11 protein-coding genes and 1 pseudogene are annotated in these 15,638 nt (G+C 68.5%); 8 read left to right on the top strand and 4 right to left on the bottom strand.

The features are described from left to right. Nucleotides 1-105: 105 nt before the first annotated feature. Nucleotides 106-2,391, bottom strand: coding sequence for a phosphoribosylformylglycinamidine synthase subunit PurL (gene purL, locus GOAMR_RS06850; RefSeq protein WP_005184621.1), 2,286 nt, complete (start codon nucleotides 2,389-2,391; stop codon nucleotides 106-108). Nucleotides 2,392-2,547: 156 nt separating this feature from the next. Here purL and eccA point away from each other — a divergent pair, with 156 nt between their 5' ends. The 3 genes from eccA to GOAMR_RS06835 are packed head-to-tail and all read left to right on the top strand — an operon-like array spanning nucleotide 2,548 to nucleotide 4,765. Continuing rightward, the gene (eccA, locus tag GOAMR_RS06845; RefSeq protein WP_005184619.1) at nucleotides 2,548-4,323 is read left to right on the top strand and encodes a type VII secretion AAA-ATPase EccA; all 1,776 of its coding nucleotides are present in this window, start codon (nucleotides 2,548-2,550) and stop codon (nucleotides 4,321-4,323) included. A gap of 50 nt (nucleotides 4,324-4,373) precedes the next feature. Further along, nucleotides 4,374-4,586 (top strand): hypothetical protein, encoded by a 213-nt coding sequence (locus tag GOAMR_RS06840; RefSeq protein WP_040514596.1) that lies wholly within the window; start codon nucleotides 4,374-4,376, stop codon nucleotides 4,584-4,586. Further along, nucleotides 4,583-4,765, top strand: coding sequence for a hypothetical protein (locus tag GOAMR_RS06835; protein WP_005184617.1), 183 nt, complete (start codon nucleotides 4,583-4,585; stop codon nucleotides 4,763-4,765). The genes GOAMR_RS06840 and GOAMR_RS06835 overlap by 4 nt, the downstream gene beginning before the upstream one ends. Here GOAMR_RS06835 and GOAMR_RS06830 read toward each other — a convergent pair. After that, on the bottom strand, nucleotides 4,756-5,526 hold the full coding sequence (locus GOAMR_RS06830) for a 3'(2'),5'-bisphosphate nucleotidase CysQ (RefSeq protein ID WP_005184615.1): 771 nt from the start codon (nucleotides 5,524-5,526) through the stop codon (nucleotides 4,756-4,758). The genes GOAMR_RS06835 and GOAMR_RS06830 overlap by 10 nt on opposite strands. Continuing rightward, nucleotides 5,523-6,122 (bottom strand): annotated as a pseudogene (gene cysC, locus GOAMR_RS06825) (adenylyl-sulfate kinase); the annotation flags it as partial. The gene GOAMR_RS06830 and the pseudogene cysC, both read right to left, overlap by 4 nt. Before the next feature lie 198 nt (nucleotides 6,123-6,320). Here cysC and GOAMR_RS06820 point away from each other — a divergent pair. From GOAMR_RS06820 to GOAMR_RS06800, 5 genes are read left to right on the top strand one after another with little or no spacing between them, the layout of a single operon-like run. Next, entirely contained in the window at nucleotides 6,321-9,071 is a 2,751-nt protein-coding gene (locus GOAMR_RS06820; RefSeq protein ID WP_005184612.1) for a cation-translocating P-type ATPase, read from the top strand. Between the two features lie 42 nt (nucleotides 9,072-9,113). After that, on the top strand, nucleotides 9,114-10,028 hold the full coding sequence (locus GOAMR_RS06815) for an enoyl-CoA hydratase (RefSeq protein WP_005184610.1): 915 nt from the start codon (nucleotides 9,114-9,116) through the stop codon (nucleotides 10,026-10,028). A 1-nt stretch (nucleotide 10,029) separates the two neighbouring features. Then, nucleotides 10,030-11,196 carry an acyl-CoA dehydrogenase family protein gene (locus tag GOAMR_RS06810; RefSeq protein WP_005184608.1) on the top strand — a complete coding sequence of 389 codons (1,167 nt, stop codon included), beginning with the start codon at nucleotides 10,030-10,032 and terminating at the stop codon, nucleotides 11,194-11,196. 11 nt (nucleotides 11,197-11,207) lie between these two features. Continuing rightward, nucleotides 11,208-12,191 (top strand): acyl-CoA dehydrogenase family protein, encoded by a 984-nt coding sequence (locus tag GOAMR_RS06805; protein ID WP_005184606.1) that lies wholly within the window; start codon nucleotides 11,208-11,210, stop codon nucleotides 12,189-12,191. 26 nt (nucleotides 12,192-12,217) lie between these two features. Then, nucleotides 12,218-13,330, top strand: coding sequence for an acyl-CoA dehydrogenase family protein (locus tag GOAMR_RS06800; RefSeq protein WP_005184604.1), 1,113 nt, complete (start codon nucleotides 12,218-12,220; stop codon nucleotides 13,328-13,330). Between the two features lie 7 nt (nucleotides 13,331-13,337). On the opposite strand, the gene GOAMR_RS06795 is transcribed toward GOAMR_RS06800, so the two are convergent. Then, complete coding sequence (locus GOAMR_RS06795; protein ID WP_138943629.1) at nucleotides 13,338-15,557, bottom strand: protein kinase domain-containing protein; 2,220 nt, start codon at nucleotides 15,555-15,557, stop codon at nucleotides 13,338-13,340. Nucleotides 15,558-15,638 lie beyond the last annotated feature (81 nt).

Raw genomic sequence — 15,638 nt, 5'->3', positions numbered from 1 at the left:
CCACGGCGAGGAGCCTCGAAACCCCGAAACACGACAATGTCCCCTCACCAGGTTTCGAGGCTCGTCGCTAACGCTCCTCACACCTCAACCAACAAAGGGGGCGTGTCAGCCGAAGAGGTTGGGGAGGGTGGCCTCGTGAACCTGACGGAGTTCGGCGAGGGTGACCGAGAACTGGTCCTGCACCTCCACCGAGTCGCTGCCCTGGTCGACGACGCCGATGCGGGTCCACGGCATCTGGCGGGCGTCGAGCATGCCGCAGAAACGGGACTCCTCGGTACGCGGGACGGCGACGAGGACGCGGCCGGCGGATTCGGAGAACAGCCAGACGAACGGGTCGGCACCCTCGGGCAGCAGCACCCGGGCACCGGTCTCCCCGGCGAGCGCCGACTCGACGACCGCCTGGATCAGGCCGCCCTCGGACAGATCGTGGGCAGCGGAGATGAGGCCGTCGCGGGAACCGGCGACGAGGATCTGCGACAGCAGACGCTCGCGTTCGAGGTCGACCTGCGGCGGCACCCCGCCGAGGTGATCGTGGGCGACCTGCGACCAGATCGAGCCGTCGAACTCGTCGCGGGTGTCGCCGAGCAGGATCAGCGTCTCGCCCGGTTCGGTACCGAAGCCGGTGGGGATGCGGCGACGGACGTCGTCGATCACGCCGAGCACACCGACGACGGGCGTAGGCAGGATAGCGGTCGATCCGGTCTGGTTGTAGAAGCTGACGTTGCCGCCGGTCACCGGGATGCCGAGCTGCGCACAGCCGTCGGCCAGACCGCGGACGGCCTGCTGGAACTGCCACATCACGGCCGGGTCCTCGGGGGAGCCGAAGTTGAGGCAGTTGGTGACAGCCTTCGGGGTGGCACCGGTGACCGACACGTTCCGGTAGGCCTCGGCGAGGGCGAGCTGCGCACCGCGGTACGGGTCGAGGTAGGTGTAGCGGCCCGACGCGTCGGTGGCCAGGGCGATACCGAGGCCGGTCTCCTCGTCGATGCGGACCACACCGGAGTCGGCGTGTTCGGCGAGCACGGTGTTGCCGCGCACATAGCGGTCGTACTGCTCGGTGATGAACTTGCGGCTGCACAGCGCCGGCGAGGCCAGCATCGTCAGCAGGGTGTCACGCAGTTCGTCTGGGGTCGACGGCCGTGCCAGGTCCGCCGATGTCGACGCGATCACCTCGTCCTGCCGGTCGGGCCGGGCGACAGGACGCTCGTAGACGGGGCCGTCGTGGGCGACGGTGCGCGGTGGCACGTCGACCACGGTCTCGCCGTGCCAGGTGATGACCAGATGGTCGCCGTCCGTGACCTCGCCGATGTCGGTCGCCAGCACGTCCCACTTGCGGCACACCGCCATGAACGCATCGACGTTCTCGGGCGTGACGACCGCACACATACGTTCCTGCGACTCGCTGGAGAGGACCTCGGCCGGGGTCATCCCGGTGGCGCGCATCGGCACCTTCTCCAGGTCGATGTGCATGCCGCCGTCACCGGCTGCGGCAAGTTCGGAAGTGGCACACGACAATCCGGCGCCGCCGAGGTCCTGGATGCCCACCACCAGGTTGGCGTGGTACAGCTCCAGGCAGCATTCGATGAGCACCTTCTCGGTGAACGGATCGCCCACCTGCACGCTCGGCAGCTTTTTGCGGTTCGGCCCGCCCTCGTCACTGTCGTCGAAGGTCTCCGACGCCAGCACCGACACGCCGCCGATGCCGTCTAGGCCGGTGCGCGCACCGAACAGGATGATCTTGTTGCCCGCGCCCGAGGCGAACGCCAGGTGCAGATCCTCCACCCGCAGCACACCCGCGCACAGCGCGTTGACCAGCGGGTTACCCGCGTACGAGGCGTCGAACACCGTCTCGCCGCCCACATTGGGCAGGCCGAGGGAGTTGCCGTAGCCGCCCACGCCGCGCACCACACCGTCGACGACGCGCCGGGTGTCGGGGGCGTCGGCGGCGCCGAACCGCAGCTGGTCCATGACCGCGATCGGGCGGGCACCCATCGCCATGATGTCGCGGACGATGCCGCCCACGCCGGTGGCCGCGCCCTGATAGGGCTCGACGTAGCTCGGGTGGTTGTGCGACTCGACCTTGAAGGTGACGGCCCAGCCGTTACCGATGTCGACGACGCCCGCGTTCTCGCCGATACCGGCGAGCATCGAGGCCCGCATCTCGTCGGTGGTGGTCTCGCCGAAGTAGCGCAGGTGCACCTTGGAGGACTTGTAGCTGCAGTGTTCGGACCACATCACCGAATACATGGCCAGCTCGGCGTCGGTGGGGCGGCGCCCGAGGATCTCCTTGATCCGGTCGTACTCGTCGTCCTTCAGGCCGAGCTCGCGGAACGGCTGCGGATGATCGGGGGTCTGGGCAGCGGCTGAGACGGTATCCACCTGTGCACTCACCCGCGTCAGTCTAGTGGGTCGGGGGTGAGAACCCGATTCGGCGGTTCCGGGCGGCCTGTGGACAGTGCTGTGGTGGTTTCGGGCGAATCACCCGTAGGGTGTGACGGGGCCGTGAAGGGATGCGCGGCACATCCGGGGAGCAGACATGGGGGATTCATGACGCAGGCCGCGCACAGGGCCCGGCAACTGTTCGACCTCGGCATTCTGTCGCTCGGCATACCCGTCGACGGCCAGGAGCCGGTGAACGACCGCGAGCAGGCCGCCCGCGCCTTCACCCGCGCCAGCCAGTGGGATCCGGCGATGGCCGACGCCTGGCTCGGCCGGATGGCGTGCGGGGAGAGCACCGACGAGGTGATCGCCGCGCTCTACCACCACCGGGACGCGATCGGCCGCGAACAGCGCCGGCTGCGGCTGCCCCACCGCATCCTGGCCGGCCGCTGGGACACCACCGTCGGTATCGACTATCCGCTCACCGACGCCACCGACGCGACCGCCGCCTACGCCACCACCCTCGTGCGCGGCAGCGACCCGGCGGGCGCCGACGACGTGCTGTCGGCGGTCACCGGGGACGTCCCGGTGGTCGACCTGATCCGCGGGGTGCTGCAGTTCGCCACCGGCCGATGGAATCATGTGCTGACCGCGCTGACGCCGGCCACGGGCTGGCCCGACCAGGTGCTCGGTTGCGCGGCACAGTTCATGACCGGCACCGCGTGCGTGCAGCTCGGCATGTTCGACGAGGGGACGCGGCAACTGGCCGGGGTGGTGTCCGGGCCGGTGCCCGCGCTGGCCACCCAGGCCCTGTTCACCACCGGTATGGCCTTGCGCGAACAGGGGCAGGAGGCCGCGGCGGTCAGCCACTTTCAGCAGGTGTACGCCCGCGACCCCGGGTTCGGCCCGGCCGCCGAGGCGATGCGCTCCCCCGCCTACCGGCTCGTCATCACCTCGGCCGCCCAGATCGACGCGCGCACCGATCCGTGGACCCCTGACCTACTGGCAGAGGACTCCGAATTATCCTCTGCGGCAATGGAAAACGGATCCGGTACCGACACCGAACTGGTCGACGACGCGCAACGCAGGCTCGACGCGCAGATCGGGCTCGACGAGGTGAAGCTCCAGGTGGCCAAGCTGCGTTCGGCGGCGACGATGGCGCGGCTGCGGTCGGACAAGGGCCTGTCGACGGCGTCGCGGAGCCTGCATCTGGCGTTCACCGGGCCACCGGGCACCGGCAAGACCACCGTCGCCCGCATCGTCGCCACGATGTACCGGGGACTCGGATTCATCAAGTCCGACAAGGTCGTCGAGGTCTCCCGTGGCGATCTGGTGGGCCAGCATCTGGGCAGCACCGCGATCAAGACCTCGGAGGTCATCGACTCCGCGCTCGACGGTGTGCTGTTCATCGATGAGGCGTACACGTTGATCCAGGAGGGGCTGTCCGGCGGCGATGCCTTCGGCAAGGAGGCCGTCGACACGCTGCTGGCGCGGATGGAGAACGACCGTGACCGGCTGGTGGTGATCATCGCCGGCTACGACGACGAGATCGACCGCTTCCTCGCCGCCAATGACGGTCTGGCGTCCCGCTTCTCGCGGCGTATCCGGTTCGCGTCCTACTCCCCCACCGAGCTGGCCGACATCGGCTCCCATATCGCCGCCGGACGCGATTCCACCCTCACCACCGAGGCCCTGGTGGAACTCGAACGCGCCTGTGCCGCCCTGTGTTCCGATGTCCGGCCGACCGTATCGGGACCGCGCCGGGGTATCGACATCGCCGGCAACGGCCGGTTCATCCGCAATGTCATCGAATCCGCCGAGGAGGAACGCGAATTCCGGCTCTCGGGCCGCGACGATCTCGGCACCCTCACCCACGACGACCTCATGTGCATCGACGCCGCCGACATCCGCGCGGCCCTGACCCAACTCACCGGAAAGGCCTGATCACCTTGTCGCGCATCCGAACAGCACTGCCCCTGCTTGCGGGAGCGGTGGTGGCTCTCGCGGGTTGCACCACCAGCGGCACGCCGATGGCCGGCCCGCTCACCACGACGAGCACCACCACCGTCACGAGCACACCGGCGGACGATTACGACGATTCGTACGACGACGATTCGCTCGACATCGAGACCTCGTACCTCCCGGAACCGACAACGACCACCCCCAAGCCAACCATCCCACCGGCCCGGCGAACGCCGCGACGATGACCTGCACCGAGTACCAGACTCTCAGCGACGGCACACAGGTCGCGGTGATCGCGGTCCACGGTGTCAACAAGAATCCTTATTTCGCCGCGATGCTCATCGGAATCTTCTGCGAACGGCATACCGGTGACACCGTGGCTCAGGTCATCAACAGGATCAAACCCGAGTTCCTCTACAAGTAGCGGGAGGTCACCCCGACGATGGGGTCGGTGAGTTCGGGGCGGCAGATGATCAGGTCGGGCAGGTAGGTGTTGTCGTTGTTGTAGACCAGCGGCGAACCGTCGATCCGGCCGCACCACAGGCCCTGGGCCTGCGCGACCGCGACGGGCGCCGCCGAATCCCATTCGTACTGGCCACCGGCATGCACGTAGGCGGCGGCCTCGCCGCGCACCACCGCCATCGCCTTGGCCCCGGCCGAGCCGAGCGGGGTGACCACACCACCGACGGCCTCGGCCACCTCGTCGGAGAAGGCGGGGGGCCGCGATCCGCTCACCACGACGCGGGGCCGGTCGTCGGCGGGGTCCGGGAGCAGTCCTGCGACAGGTGCGATCGGCGCGGTGTCATCGACATAGGTGATGCCGAGTGCGGGCAGTGCCACCGCACCGGCGATCAGCTTTCCGGACGACCACAGGGCCACGTGCACGGCCCAGTCGGCGTGGCCGGGGGTGCGGTACTCACGGGTTCCGTCGAGCGGGTCGACGATCCACACGCGTGGTGCGATGAGCCGGCGCTTGTCGTCGGCCGATTCCTCGGACAGCACCAGATCGTCGGGACGGTCGGCGGCCAGTCGCGCGAGCAGGAAGTCGTCGGAGCGCCGGTCACCCGCGTCGCCGAGTTCCTTGCCTTCCAGGCCGCTGCCGGACCGCACCTCCAGTAGCAATTGCCCTGCGGCGGTGGCAAGTTCGCCCGCCAGCTCCCGATCCTCGTGAGCCTCGAATGTCACCGATCCTCCTCCTGGTCCTGCCCCTGTGGCCCCAGCCCCAGCGTGCGCAACACGAGCGCGGCGACCTGCGTGGGCGTGCCATCTGCCGGGGTGACCACGATGTCGGCGTGCTGTGGCCGTTCGTACGGCGAGTCTATGCCGGTGAAATGCGGGATCTCGCCGCGGCGCGCCCGCACGTACAGTCCCTTGGGGTCCCGGCGCTCGCATTCGGCGAGCGGGGTGTCGAGGAAGATCTCGTGGAACGGCAGGCCGCGTTCGGCGTGGATCTCCCGCGCCCGCTGCCGTTCGGAGGCGAACGGGCTGATCAGACCGACAATGGCGATCGCGCCCGAATCGGCGAACAGCGCGGCCACCTCGCTGGTGCGGCGGATGTTCTCGCGCCGGTCGTCGTCGGAGAAACCCAGATCCGAGTTCAGGCCGTGCCGGAGATTATCCCCGTCCATCAGGTACGCCGGATGACCGTCGGCCACCAGGCAGCGTTCCAGCTCGATCGCCAGCGACGACTTCCCGGACCCGGACAGCCCCGTCAGCCACAGGGTCGCCCCCTCATGCGGCCGTTGCGACCGGGAGACCTTGCTCGACTGCCAGACAATGTTGCCCCCCGCACCGGTCATGCGTCAGTCCTTCCGGTCGGCCGTCGGTTCATCCCCATGACTGTGGCACAGGCCCGGCGCCGAGGCGAAAGCAGAGCCGCTCGCGAGCCCGCGAACCCGGCCGCACCCCCAGCCCGTCGATAGAGTCGGACATAACGCGCACGGATATGACGGAGTTCGACACACCGGACGGAGCACCGAATGACCGCCTCGACGCCCAGCCCGCCGACACCACCACACGTCCGCGGCAGCCAGGATGTTCTCGATTCGTTCGGGGTGAGCGCCGATTCCGGGCTGTCCGCGGATGCCGTCGTCCGGCTGCGTGGTGAGTACGGGGAGAACAAACTCGACGAGGCCGGCTCGGAACCGGCCTGGCGCAAGATCGCGCGGCTGCTCGCCGACAAGATGACGATCGTGCTGATCCTGGCGGCGGTGGTCAGTGCGGCGGTGTCGCACGAGTGGGAGACGCCGGTGGTGATCCTGCTCGTGATCACCCTCAACACGGTGCTCAACTACGTCCAGGAGACGCGGGCGGAGGAGAGTCTGCGCGCGTTGCGGACGATGTCGGTGGCGCAGTCGCGGGTACTGCGCGACGGCAGGCAGCGGCAGGTGTCACGGACCGAGCTGGTGCCCGGTGACATCGTGCTGCTCGAGGCCGGCGATGCGGTCCCTGCCGACGCCCGCATCATCGACGCCGTTCGGCTGCAGATCGCCGAGTCGGCGCTGACCGGCGAGTCGCAACCGGTGGACAAGTCCGCGTCCGCGCTCGACGACCCCGATCTCCCGCTCGGCGACCGCTCGAACATGGCGTTCATGAATACCGAGGTGACCCGCGGCCGGGCGAGCGCCGTGGTCACCGGCACCGGCATGAACACCCAGATCGGCACCATCGCGGCACTGCTGCACGGCGCGGGGGCGGCGAAGACACCACTGCAACGACGCATCGATCAGCTCGCCACGTTGCTGACCGTGATCGCATTCGTGGTGGTGGCGATCGTCTTCGTGCTGGGCCTGATACGCGGCGATTCGTGGTCCGATCTGCTGCTGACGTCGGTGTCGCTGGCGGTGGCCACCATCCCTGAGGGTCTGACCGCGGTCGTCGCGTTCACCCTCGCGCTCGGCGCGTCCCGGCTCGCCCAGCAGGGGGCGATCATCAAACAGCTCGCCGCCGTCGAAACCCTCGGCAGCACCACTCAGATTGCCACCGACAAGACGGGCACGCTCACCCTCAACGAGATGACGGTGCGCCGCATCGTCGCCGCGGGCCGGACCATCCGGGTCACCGGCGAGGGTTATTCGACCGAAGGAAAGTTGTTGTCGGACAACGAGGACGACCTTCCGGATCTGCGGCGGGCGTTTCTGGCGATGGCGCTGTGCAACGACTCCACTGTCGATGACGAATCAAGAATGGTGGGCGATCCCACCGAGGGCGCGCTGGTGGTGGTCGCGGAGAAGGGCGGCATCGACGCGGCCGGGGCGCGCCGCAAGTATCCGCGGCTGGCGGAGGTGCCGTTCGACTCGGACTACAAGTTCATGGCGACCTTCCATGCCAGTTCGACCCCCGGACCGGGCAGCGAGTTCCGCTGCTACGCGAAGGGTGCACCCGGTGTGCTGCTCGAACGGGCCACCTCGATCCGGGAGGCCGGCGGCGACCGGCCCCTGACCGGGCAGGACAAGGACGCGATGCGCGCCGCGATCAACGATCTCGCCCACCAGGGCCTGCGCACCCTGCTGATCGCGGGCACCACGCTCGGCGCGGTTCCCGACACCCCGGACGCCCTGCACGCCGCGGTCGACGACCTGACCGTGTACGCCGTCGTCGGCATTCTCGATCCGCCCCGGCCCGAGGCGCGCGAGGCGATCAAGGTTGCGCACGAGGCGGGTATCGAGGTGCACATGATCACCGGTGATCACCTGGCGACGGCGTCGGCGATCGCAGCCGACCTCGGCATCGGTGGTGAAGCCGTGTCCGGCGCCGACCTCGACGGCATCTCCGACGCACAGTTACCGGCGCGGGCGGCGGAGTTCGGGGTGCTGGCCCGGGTCGCCCCCGAACACAAGATCCGCTACGTGAAAGCACTGCAGGCCGATGGTCAGGTGGTCGCGATGACCGGCGACGGCGTCAACGACGCCCCCGCCCTCAAACAGGCCGACATCGGGATTGCGATGGGTATCACCGGCACCGACGTGTCCAAGGGCGCGGCCAAGATGATCCTCACCGACGACAACTTCGCCACCATCATCGCCGCGATCCGCGAGGGCCGCGGCATCTACGACAACATCGTCAAATTCGTGAAGTTCCAGCTCACCACGGCGTGGGGTTTCGTGATCATCTTCCTGGCGGCGGGCGTGTTCTCGATCGCCGGCGGGGCGCCGTTCACGGCGCTGCAGATCCTGCTGGTCAACATCATCATGGACGGCCCGCCCGCCCTGGCACTGGGCGTCGACCCGACCGAACCGGACGCGATGCGGCGCAAACCCCGATCGCCGGGCGAGCGGTTGCTCTCGCGTAACCGGATTCTGCGGATCCTGTTGTTCAGCGTCGTCATGGCCGTCGGCACGCTGTTGATCCTGCAGTTCGCCGACGACCTGTTCCCCGACAGCGCCGGCGATCCGCGGTTCGCCACCACCCTCGGCTTCACCACCTTCGTGCTGTATCAGGTATTCAATCTGCTCAACGTGCGGTCGGATCGTGGGTCGGTGTTCTCGGCTCAGTCGCTGCACAACACCGCGATCTGGATCTCGATCGCGGGTGTGCTGCTCCTTCAGGTGGCCGTCGTCAACGTCTCGTTCCTGCAGAGCATCTTCGACACCACTCATCTGACCGGTAATCAGTGGCTGTTCGCGGTGGCCGTCGCGTCGTCTGTGTTGTGGATCGAGGAGGTCCGCAAGGCGATCGTGCGCAGGTGGTTCCCGGTGTCGCCGGTGTCCGGTGCCATGGTTTCCGGCTAGCCCGTCTACCAACCAAGCACTTGCTAGGTTACGCTCGGTGGCATGAGTGAAAGCGTCATTCCCCCAGCGCTGGGTCCCTCCGATCTCGGCCCCGACACCACGCCCGTCGCCTACGAGACGGGCGGACCCGACAATGCGGTCGCCTATGTGACGCTGAACCGGCCCGAGTACCGCAACGCCCAGAACTCGGTGATGACGTACTCGCTGGACGCCGCGTTCCGCAGAGCCGTCGACGACGCGTCGGTGAAGGTCATCGTGTTGCGGGCCAACGGCAAGCACTTCTCGGCGGGCCACGACATCGGCACCCCCGAACGCGACTTCGACACCTTCTACGACAACGTCGCCACCCTGCACTGGGATCACACCGACAAATCAGGCGCCGATCAGCGGCTGGCGCGGGAGATCGAGGTGTACATGGGGATGTGCCGGCGCTGGCGGGACATCCCCAAGCCGGTGATCGCGCAGGTGCACGGCGCGTGCATCGCGGGCGGGCTGATGCTGGCGTGGATCTGCGACTTCATCGTCGCCTCCGAGGACGCGTTCTTCTCCGATCCGGTGGCGCGCATGGGCATTCCGGGCGTCGAGTACTTCGCGCATGCCTTCGTGCTCGGCCCGCGCCGCGCCAAGGAGATCCTGATGACCGGCGACCGCTTCACCGCCGCCCAGGCCGCCGACTGGGGCATGGTCAACCACGTCGTGCCACGCGACGATCTGGCCGCCAAGGTCGATGAGATCGCGGCGAAGGTGGTGGCGATGCCGATGCAGGGACTGTTCCTGTCCAAGAAGGCCGTCAACATCTGCGAGGACAATATGGGCCTGCGCAATTCGATGGATTCGGTGTTCGGCTGGCATCACTACGCGCACGCCGCCAATTCGGAGGCCTCGGGCGGGGACTCGCTCGGCGGGATGGATGCCAAATCGATGAAAGCTTCGGCTACCGCGGGTGGGGGTAGCTGAGATGGATCTGCTGTTCGATGCCGCCGCGGACGAGTTCCGCACCGAGGTCCGCGCCTGGCTGACCAAGCATGTGCCGCGCACCCCGCTGCCGTCGATGGACACCGCCGAAGGCTTTGAGGCGCACCGCGAGTGGGAGGCGACGATGGCCACCGACCGCATGTCGGTGGTGAGCTGGCCGGAGGAGTACGGCGGCCGCGATGCTCCGCTGCTGCACTGGGTGATCTTCGAGGAGGAGTACTACCGCTCGGGCGCCCCCGGACGGGTCAGCCAGAACGGCATCTTCCTGCTCGCCCCAACGCTTTTCGAACATGCCTCGAAGGCGCAACTGGACCGGATCATGCCGCGCATGGCGCGCGCCGACGATATCTGGGGTCAGGCGTGGAGCGAGCCGGAGTCGGGCAGTGACCTGGCGTCGCTGCGTTCGACCGCCACCCGCACCACCGGCGGCTGGCTGCTCAACGGGCAGAAGACCTGGAGTTCACGATCGAGTTACGCGGACTGGGCGTTCGGGCTGTTCCGTTCGGACAAGGACGCGCAACGGCACAAGGGCATCACCTACTTCATGTTCGATCTGCGCAGCCCGGGCGTCACGGTGCGGCCGATCGCCCAGCTCGACGGCGAACCCGGTTTCGCGGAACTGTTCCTGGAGGACGTCTTCGTGCCCGACGACCCGGACAACCCGGCCGAGTCCGGGGTCATCGGCGAGGTAAACAACGGCTGGCGGGTGGCGATGAGCACCGCCGCGAACGAGCGCGGCCTGTCCCTGCGGGCGCCCGGCCGTTTCCTGGCGGCCACCGACCGGCTGGTGGAGCTGTGGAAACGCAACAGGTCCGAGGTTCCGGCCGCAGCCGACGTCGACCGCCGGGTCGCGGACGCCTGGATCGGCGCGCGCGCCTACGAACTGTCGACGTATCAGACCGTCAGCAGGCTCGCCGCCGGCGGGCAGCTCGGCATGGAGTCGTCGATCAACAAGGTGTTCTGGTCGCAGTGGGACATTGCCACCCACGAGACGGCACTCGATCTGCAGGGCGCCGACGCGGAGATCGCCGACGCCTGGACCGGTGGCTACCTGTTCTCGCTGTCGGGGCCGATCTATGCCGGTACCAACGAGATTCAGCGCAATGTGATCGCCGAACGACTCCTCGGCCTGCCCCGCGGCGACCGGTAAGGACCACCCTCATGGATTTTCTGCTTTCCGACATTCATTCGGATCTGGCCTCGACGGTCGATGCCATCCTCACCAAGGCCGACATGCCCACGATCATCCGCGCCCACGCGGCCGGCGATCCGGCGGCGGTCACCCCGGTGCGCGAGCAGCTCGCCGAGGCGGGCATCTGCGGGCTGATCATCGACGACGAACACGGCGGCTCGGGTGCCGGTGTCACCGAACTGGTGGTGACGGCCGAACAACTCGGCCGCCACGGCATGCCCGGGCCGATCATCGAAAGCCTGGCCGTGGCACCGAAACTGCTCGCCGACACCGGACAGCATCTGCGCCTGGGCCCGATCGCCGAGGGCACCCCGGTCTCCTGTGCGATCGAGACGTGGCAGCCGAACGCCGCCGACGCCCAGGCCGCCGACCAGGTGTATCTGCTCGCGTCCGGGACGCTGTCGGTGGCGCGGATCGCCTCGACCGCGGCGTCGGTGGACCCGGCACGCACGGTGTCGACCGTCGCCGTCGACACCGTGCTCGTCGAGAACGTCGACTCCCCCGCCGGGGCGGTGTCCGCGGCGGATCTCGGGGCGCTGGCGACCGCGGCCTATCTGCTGGGACTCGGTCAGACGATGCTGACGCTGGCCGCCGAATACGCCCAGTCCCGCAAGCAGTTCGGACGCGCCATCGGCTCGTTCCAGGCGGTCAAACATCACCTGGCCGATGTGGCGATCGCGCTCGAGATGGCCCGACCGCTCGTGCATGCCGCCGCGCTCGGTGCCGATGGGATGGTGCCGGCGAACACGAACGTCCTCGCCGATATCTCCGCCGCCAAGGTGGCCGCCGCCGACGCGGCGTATCTCGCGTCCCGGCAGGCCCTGCAGGTGCTCGGCGCCATCGGCTACACCGCCGAGCACGATCTGTCGCTGTACCTCACCAAGACGCGGGCTCTCGTCGGCGCGTGGGGCACCCCGGCGCAGCACCGGCAGCGAATCCTCAACTCTCTCTGACAGACCCGGGTCTGAAGGAAGGCACCATGAACACCACGATCGACGACCGGCCGGTCACCACACCGGGACAAGCCGTATCCGCGGAGGAACGCGAAGCACTCCGCGAGTCTGTCGCCGACCTGATCAGGCGGCGCGGTGGGATGGACACGGTGCGTGCCGCGTCCACCCGTCCGGGACGCACCGACGAGTCGCTGTGGGCCACGCTGTGCGCGGAGATCGGCGTCGCCGCGCTCCCCATCCCGGAAGCGCACGACGGTGCGGGCGCGAGTTTCGCGGAAACCGCCGTGGTCCTGGAGGAACTCGGACGAGCGCTGTCCCCGGTGCCCGCCTTCTCCACCGCACTCGCCACCGCGGCCATCCTGCTGTCGGGCGACGATACTGTCGCCGCACAGGTGCTGCCCGGCATCGCGTCCGGTGAGACGACGGCAACCGTGTGCTGGGCGGGTGCCGGCGGCTGGGACACCCCCGGGGTCACCGCCGACGGTGGTCTGCTGTCGGGCACGGCGCACTATGTGGTCGACGGTGAATCCGCGGACCTGTTCGTGGTGATCGCCGGTGGCGCGGGGCACGAATTGACGCTGCATGTGGTGGCCGCCGACGCCGACGGTGTGCTGGTGGAGGCGTTGCCGACGGTGGACCCGACCCGGCCGCTGGCGCGGGTCGGCTTTTCCGACACCCCCGCGCAGGCCCTGGCGTCGGCCGGTGATCTGCCGGGGCGGCTGCGCACGTACGCGTGGGCGCTGCTCGCCTCCGAACAGGTCGGCGGCGCTCAGGCCGCCCTCGACCTGAGCGTCGAGTACGCCCAGGTGCGCAAACAGTTCGGCCGCTCGATCGGATCGTTCCAGGCACTCAAGCACCGGATGGCGGACATGTACGTCCTGGTGGAATCGGCGCGCTCGCTCGCCCGTGCGGCGATAGACGCCGTGGTCGCCGGCGCACCGGATGCCGAGGCGCTCGCCGCGTCGGCGCATGTCTACTGCTCCGAGGCGTTCAGCTCGGTCACCGGTGACGCCATCCAGATCCACGGTGGTATCGGCATCACCTGGGAACACGACATCCACCTGTATTTCAAACGCGCACAGGGCAGTTCACAGCTGTTCGGGCAGCCGCACGAGGCCCTGCGGCTCCTGCGTCCGTGAGAGCCGGTCAGGTCGCCACTTCGCCCCAGCAGTACACCTTGCCGCCCGATACCGCGCACGCGGTGTCCTCACCCGCACCGATGGCACTGACCCCGGACAGGTCGACGACGCGGACGGGGGTGCTCCGGCTCTCGGTGGTGTTGTCGCCGAGCTGACCGAATCCGTTGTCGCCCCAGCAGAAGCCGGTCCCATCGGCAACCACGCAGGCCTGCGCCACACCGGCGACCACCGATTCTGCCGAGTCGATTCCGCCGACCCGGACCGGGGTGCTCCGGCTCTCGGTGGTACCGTCTCCGAGCTGACCGGCGTCGTTCTGTCCCCAGCAGAACGGGGCACCCCCGGCGATCGCGCACACGGCGTTGTAGCCGACGTCGATCGCCGTCACATTCTTGAGGCCGGCGACCCGCGACAGCGTCACCTTCTCGTCGGTCGACCCATCCCCGTGCTGACCTGCTTCATTGAGGCCCCAGCAGCGAGCTGCCTTTGCCGCTACGGCGCAGGAGGTGCCGTGTGACGTCGAGATCGCCGTGACGTTCGAGAGGCCAGGTACGCGGGTCGGGCGGCTGCGATTGTCTGTGGTGCCGTCGCCGACCTGACCGGAGTCGTTGAATCCCCAGCAGTGGGCGGTGCCGCCGGCGACGGCACAGGTTGTCCCCGAGTGGGTGGAGATCGCGGTGACACCGGACAGTCCCGGCACGCGCACCGGGGTGAGACTGTCGTCGGCCGACCCGTTGCCGAGCTGACCGGAGGAGTTGGCGCCCCAGCAGAACACCGTCCCGTCACTGATCGCGCAGGTGGTGCCGGAATCGGTGGTGACAGCGGTGACGCCGGTCAGGTCCTTCACCCGGACCGGCTCCGCACGGTCGGTCGTGGTGCCGTCACCGAGCTGCCCGCTGGTGTTCTCACCCCAGCAGAACACGCTGCCCCCGCCTACGGCGCAGGCTCCCCGGGTGCCGGCGGCCACCGAGGTCGCATCGGCGATTCCCGCGGCGGGGGTCCTCGATGTCGGCCCCGCCGACGGTGTTCCCGCCCGCCCACCGCCAGCCACTGGGTCGCGGTCTGCCGAGTCGTCGTTACCGCCCATCATCAGTGCGATGACCGCGACCAGTGCCGCTACCGCCACCACGCCGACAGCGATCAGCACCCCGCGCCGGGCCCCACCACCGGAAGTGACCCGATCCACCGGTCCGGGCGGATGACCGGCACTGTTGACACGTACGGTCGGGGCAGACGGAGGCGGATCCGGTGGCACGAACTGCCTGGTCTGTCTCACAGTGGGAGTCAGTCGTTCGGTCGACGGTGGCGCCGCGTGCCGCGTCTGGTCAGCACCGGCGAGTGGCACCGTCTCCGATGTATCGACGACGGGGCCGGTGGGTGCGCCGGGCCTCAACGCGGCGGCAAGTGCCGAGGCGAAGGCTGCGCACGTCGGGTAGCGCGCGGCCGGATCCTTGGACATGGCGCGGGTGAACACCGCGTCGACGGCGTCCGGAAGTTCGGGTCGTCTGAGCCGTGGGCTCGGCGGTGGTGCGTGCAGATGCTGGTTCAGGACCGCGGCCATACCCGGTCCCGCGTACGGTGGCTCGCCGACGAGTAGTTCGAACGCTGTGCAGGCCAACTGATACTGGTCGAGAGCGCCGGTGGTGTGCGTGTCGGCGCGGATCTGTTCGGGTGCGACGTACGGCAGACTCCCGACGAACGCACCTGTCACCGTGACGCCGGTCTGGCTGTCCTGCGCTTTGGCGATACCGAAGTCCGACAGGTAGATGCGGGGTGGCGTCGAATCGGTGAGCAGGATGTTGCCCGGCTTCACATCGCGATGCAGTAGCCCGCGTTCGTGCGCGTAGTCGAGGGCGGATCCCACAGCGGTGACGATGTCGGCGGCAAGTTGCGTGGGGAGCTTCTTACCCGGATATCCAGCCGCCCGGACCGCAGCATCGGCTCCTTCCACATAGGCCATCGAGATCCACAGGCGACCGTCTGCCTCGCCGCGGTCGTAGAGCGGAACGATGTGGGGGTGAAAGAGCGTGGCCGCGATCTCCGCCTCACGGTCGAAGCGGACCCGGAACGACGGATCGTCCTGCACCGCGGAGGTGAGTACCTTGAGCGCATCGTGCCGGGGCAGCCTCGGGTGGACGGCGAGGTACACCTCACCCATGCCACCCACTCCGAGCTTCCGGACGATCCGATAGCCGGCGAAGGCATCGCCGGCATTCAAGGTCCCTGTCACCGCAGCCGGCCAGGCTCGACGTTCATGGCATGCATGGTCTCACGTCTATGCCTGATTTGCACCGTTATGGCTGGTCACAGC

It is taken from the genome of Gordonia amarae NBRC 15530, from assembly GCF_000241345.1.
GTDB classification, from domain to species: domain Bacteria; phylum Actinomycetota; class Actinomycetes; order Mycobacteriales; family Mycobacteriaceae; genus Gordonia; species Gordonia amarae.
The sequence above is the reverse complement of the archived record's forward strand: the minus strand, read 5'-3'. Positions and strand labels throughout refer to the sequence as shown.

What these genes read in the sequence shown, in the direction of transcription:
- eccA (WP_005184619.1), top strand. Translation starts at nt 2,548, where the DNA reads ATGACGCAGGCCGCGCACAGGGCCCGGCAACTGTTCGACCTCGGCATT.
- GOAMR_RS06835 (WP_005184617.1), top strand. Translation starts at nt 4,583, where the DNA reads ATGACCTGCACCGAGTACCAGACTCTCAGCGACGGCACACAGGTCGCG.
- GOAMR_RS06820 (WP_005184612.1), top strand. Translation starts at nt 6,321, where the DNA reads ATGACCGCCTCGACGCCCAGCCCGCCGACACCACCACACGTCCGCGGC.
- GOAMR_RS06815 (WP_005184610.1), top strand. Translation starts at nt 9,114, where the DNA reads ATGAGTGAAAGCGTCATTCCCCCAGCGCTGGGTCCCTCCGATCTCGGC.
- GOAMR_RS06810 (WP_005184608.1), top strand. Translation starts at nt 10,030, where the DNA reads ATGGATCTGCTGTTCGATGCCGCCGCGGACGAGTTCCGCACCGAGGTC.
- GOAMR_RS06805 (WP_005184606.1), top strand. Translation starts at nt 11,208, where the DNA reads ATGGATTTTCTGCTTTCCGACATTCATTCGGATCTGGCCTCGACGGTC.
- GOAMR_RS06800 (WP_005184604.1), top strand. Translation starts at nt 12,218, where the DNA reads ATGAACACCACGATCGACGACCGGCCGGTCACCACACCGGGACAAGCC.